The organism is Rhizobium aethiopicum (genome assembly GCF_900094625.1).
GTDB classification, from domain to species: Bacteria; Pseudomonadota; Alphaproteobacteria; order Rhizobiales; family Rhizobiaceae; genus Rhizobium; species Rhizobium aethiopicum.
Genome location: NZ_FMAJ01000010.1, coordinates 40,698 through 55,023, shown reverse-complemented (window position 1 = coordinate 55,023; position 14,326 = coordinate 40,698). Strand labels below are relative to the sequence as shown.

General features: G+C 61.0%; 12 protein-coding genes, 1 tRNA gene and 1 pseudogene. 7 read left to right on the top strand and 7 right to left on the bottom strand.

Annotated elements, in window-relative coordinates; all coding sequences use genetic code 11:
• Positions 1–5 precede the first annotated feature (5 nt).
• The 4 genes from GA0061105_RS20835 to GA0061105_RS20820 form a co-directional block, all read right to left on the bottom strand.
• On the bottom strand, positions 6–194 hold the full coding sequence (locus GA0061105_RS20835) for a Trm112 family protein (protein WP_064696606.1): 189 nt from the start codon (positions 192–194) through the stop codon (positions 6–8).
• Between the two features lie 9 nt (positions 195–203).
• Entirely contained in the window at positions 204–890 is a 687-nt protein-coding gene (locus GA0061105_RS20830) for an LON peptidase substrate-binding domain-containing protein (protein ID WP_208601681.1), read from the bottom strand.
• Between the two features lie 73 nt (positions 891–963).
• On the bottom strand, positions 964–1,938 hold the full coding sequence (gene trxA / locus GA0061105_RS20825) for a thioredoxin (RefSeq protein ID WP_064696607.1): 975 nt from the start codon (positions 1,936–1,938) through the stop codon (positions 964–966).
• A 55-nt stretch (positions 1,939–1,993) separates the two neighbouring features.
• Positions 1,994–2,503 carry a prolyl-tRNA synthetase associated domain-containing protein gene (locus GA0061105_RS20820; protein WP_092752765.1) on the bottom strand — a complete coding sequence of 170 codons (510 nt, stop codon included), beginning with the start codon at positions 2,501–2,503 and terminating at the stop codon, positions 1,994–1,996.
• Between the two features lie 257 nt (positions 2,504–2,760).
• On the opposite strand from GA0061105_RS20820, the gene GA0061105_RS20815 reads away from it, so the two are divergent.
• Positions 2,761–2,835 (top strand) — tRNA-Gly (locus GA0061105_RS20815).
• A gap of 149 nt (positions 2,836–2,984) precedes the next feature.
• Here GA0061105_RS20815 and rtcR read toward each other — a convergent pair.
• Entirely contained in the window at positions 2,985–4,592 is a 1,608-nt protein-coding gene (rtcR, locus tag GA0061105_RS20810) for an RNA repair transcriptional activator RtcR (protein ID WP_064696608.1), read from the bottom strand.
• 208 nt (positions 4,593–4,800) lie between these two features.
• Here rtcR and GA0061105_RS20805 point away from each other — a divergent pair, with 208 nt between their 5' ends.
• From GA0061105_RS20805 to GA0061105_RS20790, 3 genes are all read left to right on the top strand, one after another.
• Complete coding sequence (locus GA0061105_RS20805) at positions 4,801–6,354, top strand: TROVE domain-containing protein (protein WP_092752574.1); 1,554 nt, start codon at positions 4,801–4,803, stop codon at positions 6,352–6,354.
• 769 nt (positions 6,355–7,123) lie between these two features.
• Positions 7,124–8,536: an RtcB family protein gene (locus tag GA0061105_RS20795; RefSeq protein ID WP_092752763.1), complete on the top strand. Its 1,413-nt coding sequence runs from the start codon at positions 7,124–7,126 to the stop codon at positions 8,534–8,536.
• A gap of 211 nt (positions 8,537–8,747) precedes the next feature.
• Positions 8,748–9,002, top strand: coding sequence for a DUF2934 domain-containing protein (locus GA0061105_RS20790; RefSeq protein ID WP_064696611.1), 255 nt, complete (start codon positions 8,748–8,750; stop codon positions 9,000–9,002).
• 60 nt (positions 9,003–9,062) lie between these two features.
• Here the strand turns inward: GA0061105_RS20790 and GA0061105_RS20785 are convergent, their stop codons facing one another.
• Entirely contained in the window at positions 9,063–9,707 is a 645-nt protein-coding gene (locus GA0061105_RS20785; protein WP_092752572.1) for a ThuA domain-containing protein, read from the bottom strand.
• A 250-nt stretch (positions 9,708–9,957) separates the two neighbouring features.
• Here GA0061105_RS20785 and galE point away from each other — a divergent pair, with 250 nt between their 5' ends.
• Positions 9,958–10,941: a UDP-glucose 4-epimerase GalE gene (gene galE, locus GA0061105_RS20780; protein ID WP_064696613.1), complete on the top strand. Its 984-nt coding sequence runs from the start codon at positions 9,958–9,960 to the stop codon at positions 10,939–10,941.
• Positions 10,919–12,481: an alkaline phosphatase family protein gene (locus tag GA0061105_RS20775; RefSeq protein ID WP_092752570.1), complete on the top strand. Its 1,563-nt coding sequence runs from the start codon at positions 10,919–10,921 to the stop codon at positions 12,479–12,481. The genes galE and GA0061105_RS20775 overlap by 23 nt, the downstream gene beginning before the upstream one ends.
• 58 nt (positions 12,482–12,539) lie before the next feature.
• Here GA0061105_RS20775 and GA0061105_RS20770 read toward each other — a convergent pair.
• Positions 12,540–13,035, bottom strand: a pseudogene (locus GA0061105_RS20770) (DUF1993 domain-containing protein).
• A gap of 307 nt (positions 13,036–13,342) precedes the next feature.
• Between GA0061105_RS20770 and GA0061105_RS20765 the strand changes: the two are divergent.
• Complete coding sequence (locus tag GA0061105_RS20765; protein ID WP_092752568.1) at positions 13,343–14,272, top strand: sugar ABC transporter substrate-binding protein; 930 nt, start codon at positions 13,343–13,345, stop codon at positions 14,270–14,272.
• Positions 14,273–14,326 lie beyond the last annotated feature (54 nt).

The following is a 14,326-nucleotide window of genomic DNA, read 5'->3' as shown; positions in this document are numbered from 1 at the left end:
CGAGGCTATTCGTCGAGCCGGCGAGCCTCGGACACCAGCATGATCGGAATGCCGTCGCGGATCGGATAGGCGAGCTGCGCCTTTTGCGACACGAGCTCATTGTGTTCGCGATCATAGGAAAGCCGCCCTTTGGAGAGCGGGCAGACCAGGAGTTCGAGCAGCTTCGGGTCGACACGGCTGAGTTTTTCGTCCATCACCGAAGTCTACTGCAGAACCGTGTCGGAGTCACCGAAGACGCGCGCCAGGACGATCTCGGTAATCGCGATCAACGTCTCGGCCCGCGTCTTTAGGTCCGGCGCCTCCAGCAGCGCCTGCTTTTCAGCCGGCCCGAACGGCGACATCATGGCGAGCGAATTGACGAGCGTCAGGTTGCTTGCCCGCTCGACACTCTCCCAGTCGGCCTCCAGCTTATTGGCGTCGAGATAGGCTTTGAAGGCGGTCAGCAGCGCCACGCGGTCGACCGCCTCCTCCTCGTTCTCAGCCGAGAGGTCGGCGATGAACGGCGCGATCCGGAAGGTGCGGAACGGGTCGCTGGTCGCTTTCTCCTCGAGGAGCCGGAAGCGGCACACCCCGGTCAGCGACACGATATAGCGGCCGTCGCCGGTCTCGGCGAAGGATGTGATTCGACCGAGGCAGCCGACAGTGGCGAGGCTGTGCTCGCCGCCCTTCTCCTCATGTTCGCCGAGTGCCGGCTGCACCATGCCGATCAGCCGGTTCCCGGCGAGTGCTGCATCCAGCATCGCCAGATAACGCGGCTCGAAGATGTTGAGGGGAAGCTGCCCGGCGGGCAGGAGGAGAGCCCCGGTCAGGGGGAAGACGGCGATCGCATCAGGCAGATCGCCCGGCTTCAGGTATCTGGCATTACCGACTTGCATGAAACCGTCCCGCATTCTTGTAACGGGCACGCCCGTTCTGACGAGAATGTGGTGCCCCCGCCCGAAAACGCAAGGGCGGATATTGATCTTAGGAGAACAGCATCGCCGAAAGCTTGCGCCGGGCAGCAACCGTCGCCGGATCCTTGAAACCCCAGACCTCGAAGAACTGCAGCAGTTGCCGGCGGGCGCCGTCATCGTCGAAGGTGCGATCCTTGCGCATGATGAGCAGCAAATGATCGGCCGCCTCCTCGCGCCGGCCTTCGACATTGAGGATCTTCGCGAGCTTCAGCCGCGCCTCGTGATTATCAGGATTGGCAGCCAGCTCACGCTCGAGCGCAACGGGATCGCCAAGTTTGCGGGCCTCTTCAATCTGGTCGAGCTTCTTCAGCACCGCCTGGATGCCGGCGTCTTTCGCAAGCTCTTCCGGCAGATCGGTCAGCGTTTCTCGCGCCCGCTGGTGCTGATTTGCGGCGATCATGCATTCGGCCATTCCGGCAAGCGCCTTGGCGTTTTCGGGATCGGCCTGCATGACCGCGCCGAAAAGCTGCGCCGCCTCGTTGATGTTGCCGGCGGCGAGAAGCTCCGCCGCTTCCGTCAGCACGGCTTCGATTTCGGCCGCCTCGTCGGCACCGGCCGGGCCGGCGATACGGTCGATGAACTGAGTGATCTGACTTTCGGGCACCGCGCCCATGAAGCCATCGGCCGGACGGCCGTTGACGAAGGCGATGACGGCAGGGATCGATTGGATGCCGAGCTGGCCGGCAATCGAGGGATGGTCGTCGATGTTCATCTTGACCAGCCGGACTCGGCCCTTGGCTTCGTTGACCACCTTCTCCAGAACCGGTGTCAACTGCTTGCAGGGACCGCACCAGGGCGCCCAGAAATCGACCAGCACCGGCTGTTTGCGCGATGCCTCGATGACGTCCTTGCCGAAATTCGCGGTGGTCGTGTCAGTGATGTAGCTGCCGGCCGCAGCCGCCGGTTCCGGCTGAGCGCCGAAGCTTGCCGTTGCCGACATCTGATTTCCGAAGGAACCGTTATAGGGGTTGTTGCTGCCGCTCATAGGTATCTCCCGCCGCGCCGATCCTGCCGGCTCATTGTAGCGCTAAAATCGTATGTCAGGACGTCACTTTCAAGACAAGCGGCTTATGTCCGGTCGCTTCCATGAAACGGACGAGGTCGCCGCTCGCAATCGATGTCGTCGCATCGTTGGAGAGCGGGTGGCAATTGACGATCTCCTCTTCCATCAGATCGGCATCCAGCACGAAGGTGACGTTCCCACCGGCATCGTTGATCGCGCCGAAGGCGGTGACCGCCCCCGGAATGACACCCAGATACTCCATCAGCTTCTCGGCTCTGCCGAAGGAGACCCGGCCGGAACCCCCGATAATGGTGTGAACCTGCTTGAGGTCGACCTCGGCATTCTCCTCCACCGTCAGCAGAAAATACCTGTCCTTCTTGTCTTTGACGAACAGATTCTTCGTGTGGCCGCCGGGGATCGCGTCGCGCAACGCAACTGATTCGGCCACGGTGAAAACAGGCGCATGATCCACGGTCTTATGGGCGATGCCGAGCCCGTCTAGGAAGGCGAACAATTCTTCTCTTGTCTTGGGGGTATTTTCGGACATCTGGCAATCCATCGGATGGGGATAGGGAAAGTCGAGGCGTCCTGATTAAGTCCGTCCACAATGTTTGGCAATCTTCACAACCGACGCTCTACCCCCACTTTTGCGGCCTTTCCGCGCCACTTCTGCGAACATCGGAATTTTTCTTCGCTTCGCCGTCATTTCCCTGTTGCATTTGAAAATCCGTTAGGCCATATAGCGCCCGTCGCCACGAGGCGGCGCCCACGGTCCAACGACTACCCCGGACCGATGCGGATTGAGCGGGTGTAGCTCAGGGGTAGAGCACAACCTTGCCAAGGTTGGGGTCGAGGGTTCGAATCCCTTCGCCCGCTCCAGTTTCTCTCTTGTCCATACCGAAGACACAGGCACGAAGCGTACCCAGAAACATGGGCGGCATTTCGCGTCGGACGGTTGCCGCTACTTGCAAGGTCATTCGGTCGATACATCCGGAATCGGAATCAAGATGCAGGCGAGGAGATGCCGGCTAGCCGCCTTTCCTCACGTCTTCGAATTTCAGCTCAAAACGCGCGAGATATTTGGCAAGGCGATCGGCGTCGTTGCTGCTCTTCTTTTCCAGACGCGAATTTGCGAACAATGCCCGGCCCGCGGCGCTGGCGCTGGCATGCTCCCGGCAGGTGCGAAGCACGGCGGCGAGTTGAACGGCGTCGAAACGATCGAGGCGGGCAGTGGCGTCTTCGCCGAGCAGATCGATCAGGATGTCGTCGGAGGACTGGCGTCCCGATGAACCGCGCCAGGCGGCTTTGAGGCGTCGGATCTCGTCGTCGGCGACCTCCACGGTGATTCGGCCTTGAGGCGCAAGCGTCGCCATGCGCGTGACGGAGGCGGACAAGTCGCGGAAGTTCGCGCTCCAGACAGCCTCCGAGCCGGTCGCAAAGGTGAGATAGCGGCTCCGCGCTTCCTTGTTGAAGGTCACGTTCTGCCCTTCACGCTCAAGGAAACGTCGCAGTTCGAAATCGAGATTTGGCTCGATATCCTCCTTGCGTTCGCGCAATGCCGGCAACTGGAAAGTCCATAGATTGAGCCGGGCAAAAAGATCCTCGCGGAATTGGCCGCGATGGACGGCTTCGCCTAGATCGCGATTGGTGCCGGCAAGAAGCTGGAAGTCGGCGGAAACTTCGCGATCGGCGCCGACCGGCAGGAAGCGCTTTTCCTCGATCGCCCGCAGGCACATGGCCTGTTCATCGAGACCGAGTTCGCCGATCTCGTCGAGAAAGAGCACGCCCTTGTCCGCCGACTTCAGCAGGCCGGGCCGTTCGCCTGCCGCGCCGGTGAAGGCGCCCTTGATATGGCCGAAAAGCGCCGACATGGCGTGATCCCCGCGCAGCGTTGCGCAGTTAACCTCGACGAACGGGCCGCTGACTTTTCGCTCGGCCTTCTTGAGTTCGTAAATGCGCTTGGCAAGCTGGGATTTTCCCGCACCGGTCGGGCCGGTCAGCAGGACAGGGGCAGTGGAGCGAATGACCACACGTTCGATCTCGTCGATCATGCGGTTGAAGGCGAGATTTCGCGTCGAAATGCCGGATTTCAGAAACGAGGCGGCATCGGCCTGTTCGGATGCGAAGCGCTTGGCGATTTCATCATAACGGGACAGATCGAGGTCGATGATGCGATGTGTCCCGGCAAAATCCTGTCCCGGTTCGCGGTCGCGCGGCGGAGAGAGCTGCAGCAATCTGCCAGGAATGATGCGCGCTTCGGTCAAGAGGAACCAGCAGATCTGGGCGACATGAGTCCCGGTGGTGATGTTGATGAGATAGTCTTCGGCGTCAGGGTCGAAACTATAGCCGCGGGCAAAATCCCGGAGGCTCGTATAGACTTCGGAAAAATCCCACGGATCTCCCAGATTGATGATGCGCTGACGCACTTCCGTCGCGGGCGAAATCGTCTCGATATCCCTGATCACGGTCTTGGCCAGCCAGTCGGAATGGTTGTCGTGGATCAGTTCCAGCCGATCGATGAAGAGGCCGGCCTGTTGGCAGAGGCCGACATTCGGCCGCCATCGCGTCCACCGGTCTTCGCGACGACCCATATCGAGCGTGGTGCCGAGAATGCTGATGGCGACGCGGCGCTTCATATCCTATCCAAAATTATAAGTTCCTATATTTTTATATAGAGTAATTCGTTTCCGCAGAATTCGCAATTTTCAGCTGAAATTTTCTCGTGAATTTTAACGGTTTGGAATCAATGAGATGACCGCAAACCATAGAGGGTTGCCGCAGTTTTTAGAAACTGGCACGCCACTTGAATTGTATCACGCAGAACTCAATCAAAGAGGTGCTGCCATGGTGAACAAGGCAATCTTCAAGTCCTATGTCGGAAAGCTGCTTGGCGGCACGACGACGACCAATCACGAAGGCGCTGCAGCCTATGCGCTCTCGCCCCGTGAAGCCCTGGCGCAATATGCCGTTACCGGAACGTTCAGCGACACTTTCTATGCGGATGCCGGGGAACAGCTCGATGCTGTGATGCGCCATGGCGCGCAGGTCGAGCCGGAATTCCTGGCAAAGCTCGCGATCCATGCGGCAGAGAAGGGCCATATGAAGGACATGCCGGTCATGCTGCTGGCTATGCTTTCGGGCCTCGAAAGCGATGCCTTTGCACGGGCTTTTCCGCGTGTCGTGAAGAGCGGCAAGATGTTGCGCGGCTTCGTGCAGGTCATCCGATCGGATGTGACCGGCCGGAAATCGCTCGGAACGCGGCCGAAGAAGATGGTGCAGGCCTGGTTCGACCGGGTGACGACGGAACAGTTCCTGCACGCGATGGTCGGCAATGATCCCTCGCTGCCGGATGTGATCCGGATGGTACATCCGAAGCCGCAAGACGCGGAGCGTCAGGCGCTCTATGCCTGGGCGATCGGCAAGCCTTATGATGTCGCCGCATTGCCGGCGGAGGTAAAGGCCTTCGAAGCGTTCAAGCGCGATAGCAGCTTGCCGCTGCCGTCCGTGCCGTTTCAGATGCTCACCTCGCTCGGTCTCAGCAAGGAGCAGTGGTCGGAAGTCGCCTTGAAGGGCTCCTGGCAGATGGTGCGCCAGAACCTCAACACCTTTGCCCGAAACGGCGTGTTCGAGGTGGATGGCGTGGCCGAACGGCTTGCTGCACGGATCGCCGATCCGGAAGCGGTGCGGAAGGCGCGCGTCTTCCCCTACCAGCTGATGGTGGCGTGGCATATGGCGAACCAGTCGGCTCCGGCTGTCGTTGCCGATGCTCTGCAGGATGCGATGGAGGTGGCCATCTCCAGCGTGCCGACCATCGGCGGCAATGTCGTGGTCTGCCCGGATGTCTCCGGCTCCATGTCGTCCCCCGTTACCGGTTACCGGAAGGGCGCGGCATCAGCCGTCCGCTGCATCGATGTCGCAGCACTCATGGCTGCGTCGTTCCTGCGGCGTAACCGGCAGACACGTATCATCCCGTTCGAACAGGACGTCGTGAACGTCCACCTGAACGGGCGTGACAGCGTGATGACCAACGCGGCGAAGCTCGCGGCGGTTGGCGGCGGCGGAACGAACTGCTCTGCGCCGCTGCGGCTGCTGGCAAAGGAGAAGGCGGCGGTCGACCTCGTGCTCTTCGTCTCGGACAACCAGTCCTGGATGGATGCGCGGGGGCACGGCCAGGCGACCGCGATGATGGCTGAATGGGCGCGGATCAAGAGGCTGAACCCGGCGGCGAAGCTGGTCTGCCTCGACATCCAGCCCTACGTCCAGACGCCGGCAACGGGAGCGGACGTGCTGAACATCGGCGGCTTCTCGGATGCCGTCTACGGAGCCATCACCAGCTTCGCGGCCGGCAAGTCTGGTCCGGGCGAATGGGTTCGCCGGATCGAAGCGATCGATCTTTGAAATTGCCTCGCGCCGCCAGTGAACGGCGCGAGGCACCGTGACGAATGCCGGATGGAACTACAGACTGTTAATCTCCAGGTCGCGGGTTCGAATCCCGTCGGGTCCCCCAAAAAACAAGGACCCGTAGCTCAGCGGATAGAGCGGGTGTTCCACCACATCTCGTCGTCACGGACCAATCGAAAAACATGTAAAAGACATGGCGAATGCCGAGGAAACTACATCGGTAACCCGAAAGGGCGCGGGTTCAAGGCCCGCCTTGCCGCCCGAATCCCGAAAGGGAGGAGGATGCGCAGGATGTTTCCTCAACACTTGTCGCCATGACCGAAATTGCAGCGGCGAATGCCGGACGGAACTACAGCCTCCACCCTGAGGTGGCCCGACAGGTTCGACTCCTGTCCTTGGCGGCGCTCTCTGGCACGAGCGGGGCCACACCGGTTTCGTCCACCCTTGTCGCCGTGGCAAAAATGGCCGGTGAATGCCGGCAGGACAACAGGAAAGAGCTCTCCGCCGATCTCCGGCGGAGAGGTCGGATGTTCAAATCATCCCATGTTCCCGCAAGGAATGTGTAGCTCAGCAACGTCCCGCCAACGTCTTGTCACCGGGATGCAAGAAGCTAGGGCGAATGCCGCCGGTCGGACTACAGGGCCGCATCGCGCCATCGGTGATGGAATGCGTGCGGTAAGGTCTCCGGGAAAATCGTCGCCCTGGCCAGCCTGAAATGCAACGAAGAAGAAGGACTGCAGACGCAGAAAAGAAGATGACCGAGATAATGAGCGGACAGGATTTGATCGACGCAGGCATGAGCCAGGGAAAATGGTTTCGCCCAGCTCTCGATGCCGCCAACAGGGTTTTGAGCCAAGGCGGTTCGGCCGCAGAGGCGCTCGAAGCGGCAAGGGCTTTCCAGCCGGGGCCGACGCTCGCCCTGAGAGCGGATAACGATATCGAGATCTATTCCAATATCCGCGCCGAGGACGCCTTCGAGCAGGACAATGTCGAGAAGGTCAACGCCACGATGCGGGCGCTGGTGCGCACGCCGGTCGTCCGGGCTGCGGCGATCATGCCGGACGCCTGCCCGGCCGGGCCGATCGGCACCATTCCGGTTGGCGGCGTCGTGGCATCGGAGGCGATCCATCCGGGCATGCACTCGGCGGATATCTGCTGCTCCATGGCGATCTCGATCTTTCCGGACGTCGATCCGAAATCGCTTCTGGATGCCGTGCATGCGGTGACGCATTTCGGTCCCGGCGGCCGTCCGCGCGGTGCGCAGATCAAGCCTTCCGAAGCGACGCTTTCGGCCTTCCAGCAGAACCCGTTTCTGCAGGAAGGAGCGCTGAGCGCCGGTATCGAGCATTTCGGCACGCAGGGTGACGGCAACCACTTCGCCTATGTGGGGACGATGAAATCGACCGGCGAGACCGCGCTGGTCACCCATCACGGGTCGCGCGCCCCGGGTGCCCGGCTCTACGACAAGGGCATGAAGGCCGCAAACCGCTTTCGCGAGCGGATCTCGCCGGAAACCCTGCGCGACAATGCGTGGATTCCCGCCGACACTGAAGAGGGCGACCTCTACTGGTCGGCCCTGCAGATAGTCAGGCAGTGGACGAGGGAAAACCACTATGTCCTGCATGACATGGCAGCGGAGAGGCTCTCGGCGAAGGTGGCCGATCGTTTCTGGAACGAACACAATTTCGTTTTCCGGAAATCGGATGGCCTGTTCTACCACGGCAAGGGGGCGACGCCGGCCTTCGACAAATGGGCCGAGGATGCGACCGATCTGACGATCATTCCGCTCAACATGGCGGAACCGATCCTGATCGTCCGCGGCTCCAACGCCGCCCATGGCCTCGGCTTCTCGCCGCACGGGGCCGGCCGTAATTTTTCGCGCAGCGCTCATCTCAGGCGCCTGGCGGAAGAATATGGCGCCGATGCCCGCGGCTTGAGCCCGAACAACCTGGCGGCGATCCTGGAAAAGGAGACGGCGGGCCTGGACGTTCGCTTCTTCTCGGGCTTCGCCGACGCCTCGGAACTGCCGAGCGCCTACAAGTCCGCCGCCAACGTGCGGGCCCAGATCGAGCATTACGGTCTGGCCGAGGTGGTCGACGAGGTCGTCCCGTATGGAAGCATCATGGCCGGCGACTGGCAGAAGGACGCGCCCTGGCGTCGTAAACGGGAACGCCGTTGATTGCCTCAGACAATGCTGCGGCCTTTGCCGTATCGGCAAGGGCCGCAGCAGCGTGATCGCGTCAATTCATATTACTTTATCACGGCCTAAGTATCGGCATTTCTTCGTATTATCTAAAAAATAACGTTGCCTCGTAACGACTCCTAAAGCCAGCTTTGGCACCTTGTCGGCTATCGATATTCGCTTCCAAATTTTTCGGCTGGGGTTTGTTATGAGTCACAATAGGGACGTCTGGGTCAGCCAGCGCGCTTATTCGCTGTGGGAATCGGAAGGCCGGCCGGAGGGGCGCGGGGATAGCCATTGGATGCAGGCGCTCAAGGAATTCGAGCAGCTGGAACTGACGAAGGCCTCGCCCGACGGACACGATCTCATCGAGAAGCTGAAGGCGGCCGGACGGCTGATGCGGGTCTATGACGGGGCGGTCGCCGCCCCCGAGAACGACCTGCAGCTGAAAGCGGCTCGTTAAAACCTTTCGCTTTCAGATTGAAACACTCAGCCGCCAGGAACAGCATGTGTCGTCCTGGTGCTATTGGCGAGCGGCCCAGCCGAGGCCGCGCCGCAGGATGAGCGGCATATAGGGATGGTCGAATTCGGCGGCGACATGGCCGAGAGCGGAATAGAAGATGCGACCGGCGCCGAAATGGCGTTTGAAGACGACGGGCATTACCACATTGCGCGCCGCCGGATCGTAGGCACCGGTGAAGGTGGTGGTGGCGAGGATTTCGACTGTCGGATCATAATGCAGATAATATTGCTCCGAGCGATAGTCGAAGTCGGGAATGCCCGCCATGACAGGATCGCCCTGCCGGGTGACGGCGACGCGGAAATCGATGATGTTGCCGGGGTGAGCGACCCAGGTGACGCCGGAGACGTAGCGGAACGGCGCGCTTTCCTTGAAGGAGGTGGCGAGCGCGCCGTGATGGCCGGCAAGTCCCAACCCGCCGCGCACGGCCTCGACCAAGGCGCTAGCATAGGGCTTGTCCAGCGTTTCGCCGGTGATGATGGGCACCAGCAGATCCGCCTTGGCCAGGGTCGGAGATCGAAATATGCCGAGATCGCCGGTCACCTCCACAGCGAAGCCGTCTTCGCGCAGGAGATCGGCGACGATATGGGCACATTGTTCCGGCTCATGGCCCTGCCAGCCGCCCCAGACGATCAATGCCTTCCTCATTCCCGTTCTCCCTGCCGGATTGCCGCGGATCGTTGATCATCATCCGATGGTAGAAGCCGCTTAAATCGGGTGGTTATGCAAATCACGCGAATAATTCATCAATGACGCGGCTTCGGGCAAAACGCGCGGGAGACCGCGGGTTGCGGCAATTGACGTATTGTCCGCTCGTGCCGTTCGCAGTTCCTTCTTTTTATTGACGTCTATCTCGTCTAGGTTTCTTCCATCTCTCACTGATAATTAAGGGTGGTGCATGGCAGGTGAAACGGTTCTTGTGGTCGGCGGCGCCGGTTATATCGGCTCGCATACGTGCCTTGACCTGGCGAACAAGGGTTATCGTCCTGTCGTCTTCGACAATTTTTCGAACGGCCATCGCGAGTTCGTCAAATGGGGGCCGGCCGAGGAGGGCGATATCCGCGATCGCGCCCGGTTGGATGAGGTGCTGGCCAAGCACAAGCCTTCGGCCATCCTGCATTTCGCGGCGCTGATCGAAGTCGGCGAATCGGTCAAGGATCCGGTTTCCTTCTATGAAAACAATGTGATCGGCACTCTGACGCTACTTTCGGCGGCGCAGGCGGCCGGTATCGAGGCCTTCGTCTTCTCTTCCACCTGCGCCACCTATGGCCTGCCGCAGAGCGTTCCGCTCGACGAGACGCACCGGCAGCTGCCGATCAATCCCTACGGGCGGACGAAATATATCGTCGAACAGGCGCTTGCCGATTACGACCAGTACAAGAGCCTGCGCTCGGTGGTGCTGCGCTATTTCAATGCGGCCGGCGCGGATTTCGAAGGCCGGATCGGCGAGTGGCACCAGCCGGAAACGCATGCGATTCCCTTGGCGATCGACGCCGCGCTCGGCCGTCGCCAGGGCTTCAAGGTGTTCGGCAGTGACTACGAAACGCGCGACGGCACCTGCGTGCGCGACTACATCCATGTGCTGGATCTTGCCGACGCGCATGTGCGCGCCGTCGAATATCTGCTGAAGGGCGGCCAATCCGTCGCGCTCAACCTCGGCACCGGCACGGGAACGACGGTCAAGGAATTGCTCGGGGCGATCGAGGACGTGTCGAACCGGCCCTTCCCCGTCGAATATATCGGGCGGCGCGAAGGAGATTCGCATACGCTGGTCGCCAACAACGACAAGGCGCGTGACGTGCTCGGCTGGGTGCCGCAGTATGATCTGTCCGAGATCATCCGCTCTGCCTGGAACTGGCATGCAAAATCCAACCAGCATTGAGCCAATGAGCATTGAGAAGCTCCGCCGGACCAATATTCTGCTGATCACTGCGGACCAATGGCGTGGCGACTGCCTGTCGGCGCTCGGCCATGCTTGCGTGAAAACGCCTAATCTCGATGTCTTGGCAAGGGAAGGCACGCTCTTCCGGCGGCACTATGCCGGGGCGGCCCCCTGCTCGCCGGCCCGGGCCACGCTCTATACCGGCCTGTATCAGATGAACCACCGCGTCTGCCGCAATGGTTCGCCGCTTGACGCGCGGTTCGACAATCTGGCGCTGGCGGCCCGGCGGGCGGGATACGACCCGACGCTGTTCGGTTATACGGACACGGCGCCCGATCCGCGCGGCATGGATGCGGCCGACCCGCATCTGACGACCTATGAAGGCGTGCTGCCTGGTTTTACCGCTCGCCAGCTGCTGCCCGAGCATGAGCGGCAATGGCTATCATGGCTCAGATCACGTGGCCATTTGAATGCCGTCAGCCGCGACCTTCATATCCCCGTCGGTGCGCAGGCCGGCGAAATTTCCGATGCGGCGCCAGCCTATTCCAGCGATGAGACCCAGACCGCCTTCCTGGCCGGCGAGTTCATTCGCTGGATGGGCGAACAGGACCGGCCGTGGTTTGCGCATCTCTCCTTCTTGCGGCCGCACCCGCCATTTTCGGTGCCGGCGCCGTTCAACCGGATGTTCAAGCCGGATGCCGGGCCGGCCTTTGCGCGTGCGGAAAATTGCGAAGCGGAACAGGCAGCCCATCCCTATCTCGCCTATGCCATGGCGCTCACCGACAAAGGCAGCTTCATCCACGGGGCGCAAGGGCCGCTCAGCGCCTGGAACAGCGAGGATTTCGCGGCGATCCGGGCGATTTACTACGGGATGATATCGGAGGTCGACGCGCAGCTCGGCCGCATCTGGCAGGCGCTCAAGGATGCGGGCGCTTGGGACGACACGCTCGTCGTCTTCACCTCGGACCATGCCGAGATGGCGGGAGATCACTGGACGCTCGGCAAGGGCGGCTTCTTCGACGGCGGCTACCATATCCCGCTGATAATCCGCGATCCCGCAAACGGTGCTGCCGGCAGGATCGTCGACGATTTCACCAGCGCCGCGGATATTTTACCGACCCTTTGCGAAAGGCTCGGCATCGAGGCGAAGAACGGGCTCGACGGCCGGTCCCTGATGCCATTCATCATGGGCGGGCGTTCTGAGAGCTGGCGCGACGCGATATTCTGGGAGTTCGATTTCCGCGACATCGCCAAAGGCGAGGCGGAGCGGCATTTCGGTCTGAAGTCGAACCAGTGCAATCTCGCCGTGATCCGCGACGATCGGTTCAAATATGTGCATTTTGCCGCACTGCCGCCGCTGCTCTTCAATCTCTGCGACGATCCAATGGAACTCGACAATGTCGCGACTGATCCGGCCTATGCGGCGACCCGGCTTGAATATGCCGAGAAGTTGCTTTCGCTGAGAGCGCGCCATCTCGACCAGACGCTTGCCTATACCGAGTTGACCGAAACGGGGCCGGTGACGCGCCGCCCCCGGTAGAGCATTTTCCGTCTTCTTCGAATGACGACGAAGCTCCCTTTATTTTTACCCGACTGAATCAGCCGAGATAATCGCGCTTGCCGATCGGTGCGCCCTGGTTGCGCAGGATGGCGGGCGGTGGCGACGTGGAAGTAGAAGTTCGGTAGGGCGAAGGTGGCGACATATTCATCACCCGGCAGCACGATGCCGCTCCTGCCCGGTAGAGTGATCTGGCGGCTTTCCGCGCCTTCCAGCGCTTGCGCCGAGATGCCGGCGAGATAGGCGTCAGTCTTTGCCAGGCGCTCGCGCAGCTGCTCGATCGTCGTCTCGTTATCCTCAAACTTCGGAGCGTCGGTCGCAGTCAGACGGGCGAGCGTGAACTTGGCGCTGTCGCTGGCCCGCTGATACTGGCCTGCGAGCGGCAGCATATCGGGCGCAAGCCGAGCGGAGACGAGGATCGCAGGGTCGATATTCTTCTCCTTCGCATATGCTTCAGCCTTGTCGAGATAGGTCCTCAGGCTGGCGAGGCCGCGCTGGAACATGGGAACGGTAAGGCGATAAATCGAAATGGACATCGGTCCTGTCTCCAAGATCTTCAAATGAGCGGCCGCGGTGGATGTCGAAGGGCCTGCGGCGGTGAGTCTGTCTTCGACCTTCCCATAGATGGAGGCTGCCCCTGTCTTGCACAACGCCCGAGAATGCGCTTGACGCGGCCCCCAGAAAATGGAATGAATATTCCGCAGAGCAAATTTTACGGTTTGTTTGTTCCGTTTTCGGAACGCCGCGGGAGAGGCGGCGCAGCAAATAGCGGCTTCAGGGCGGATGCCTGGAGCTCCGGCGTGAGGAGGGTGCAGCCGGGCACCGCTTTGTGGAGGAAGTAAAATGAAAAAGTTTATCCTGGGCACCGCGATGGCGCTCGTCATGTCGACGGCCGCTCACGCGGAAACCGTCGGCGTCTCGATGGCGAAGTTTGACGACAACTTCCTGACCGTTCTTCGCAACGGCATGACCGATTATGCTAAGACCCTTTCCGGCGTCACCCTGCAGGTCGAAGACGCGCAGAACGACGTTTCCAAGCAGCAGAGCCAGATCCAGAATTTCATCGCCTCCAAGGTCGATGCAATCATCGTCAACCCTGTCGATACCGATGCGACGACGGCAATGTCGAAGCTTGCGGCCGATGCCGGCATTCCGCTGGTTTACGTCAACCGCCAGCCGGTCAACGTCGATACGCTGCCGGAAAAGCAGGCTTTCGTCGCTTCCAACGAGCAGGAATCCGGCACGCTGGAAACCAAGGAAATCTGCCGCATTCTCGGTGGCAAGGGCAAAGCCGTCGTTATCATGGGCGAGCTTTCCAACCAGGCTGCGCGCATGCGCACCCAGGACATCCATGACGTCGTCAAGACCGACGAGTGCAAGGGCATCGAGATCGTCGAAGAGCAGACCGCCAACTGGGACCGCACCCAGGGCGCCGACCTGATGACGAACTGGCTGTCCAGCGGCATCGAGTTCGACGCCGTCATCTCCAACAACGACGAAATGGCGATCGGCGCCATCCAGGCGCTGAAGGCAGCCGGCAAGGATATGAGCAAGGTCGTCATCGGCGGCGTCGACGCCACCCAGGACGCGCTTGCCGCCATGCAGGCGGGTGACCTCGACGTCACGGTATTCCAGGATGCCGCCGGCCAAGGCAAGGGTGCGCTCGATGCGGCGCTCAAGATTGCCAAGGGCGAAAAGGTCGAGAAGAAGGTTTACATTCCCTTCCAGCTCGTCACGCCTGAAAACGTCAAGGACTTCGTCGCCAAGAACTGAGGCGAGTGCCAACGGGGATGCGGGCTTTGCCCGCATCCTTTCAGCCTGTCCGAT

Bases quoted from the DNA above. Each gene is read 5' to 3' on its own strand.
- GA0061105_RS20835 (WP_064696606.1), bottom strand. From the start codon at position 194: ATGGACGAAAAACTCAGCCGTGTCGACCCGAAGCTGCTCGAACTCCTG.
- GA0061105_RS20830 (WP_208601681.1), bottom strand. From the start codon at position 890: ATGCGGGACGGTTTCATGCAAGTCGGTAATGCCAGATACCTGAAGCCG.
- trxA (WP_064696607.1), bottom strand. From the start codon at position 1,938: ATGAGCGGCAGCAACAACCCCTATAACGGTTCCTTCGGAAATCAGATG.
- GA0061105_RS20820 (WP_092752765.1), bottom strand. From the start codon at position 2,503: ATGTCCGAAAATACCCCCAAGACAAGAGAAGAATTGTTCGCCTTCCTA.
- rtcR (WP_064696608.1), bottom strand. From the start codon at position 4,592: ATGAAGCGCCGCGTCGCCATCAGCATTCTCGGCACCACGCTCGATATG.
- GA0061105_RS20805 (WP_092752574.1), top strand. From the start codon at position 4,801: ATGGTGAACAAGGCAATCTTCAAGTCCTATGTCGGAAAGCTGCTTGGC.
- GA0061105_RS20795 (WP_092752763.1), top strand. From the start codon at position 7,124: ATGAGCGGACAGGATTTGATCGACGCAGGCATGAGCCAGGGAAAATGG.
- GA0061105_RS20790 (WP_064696611.1), top strand. From the start codon at position 8,748: ATGAGTCACAATAGGGACGTCTGGGTCAGCCAGCGCGCTTATTCGCTG.
- GA0061105_RS20785 (WP_092752572.1), bottom strand. From the start codon at position 9,707: ATGAGGAAGGCATTGATCGTCTGGGGCGGCTGGCAGGGCCATGAGCCG.
- galE (WP_064696613.1), top strand. From the start codon at position 9,958: ATGGCAGGTGAAACGGTTCTTGTGGTCGGCGGCGCCGGTTATATCGGC.
- GA0061105_RS20775 (WP_092752570.1), top strand. From the start codon at position 10,919: ATGCAAAATCCAACCAGCATTGAGCCAATGAGCATTGAGAAGCTCCGC.
- GA0061105_RS20765 (WP_092752568.1), top strand. From the start codon at position 13,343: ATGAAAAAGTTTATCCTGGGCACCGCGATGGCGCTCGTCATGTCGACG.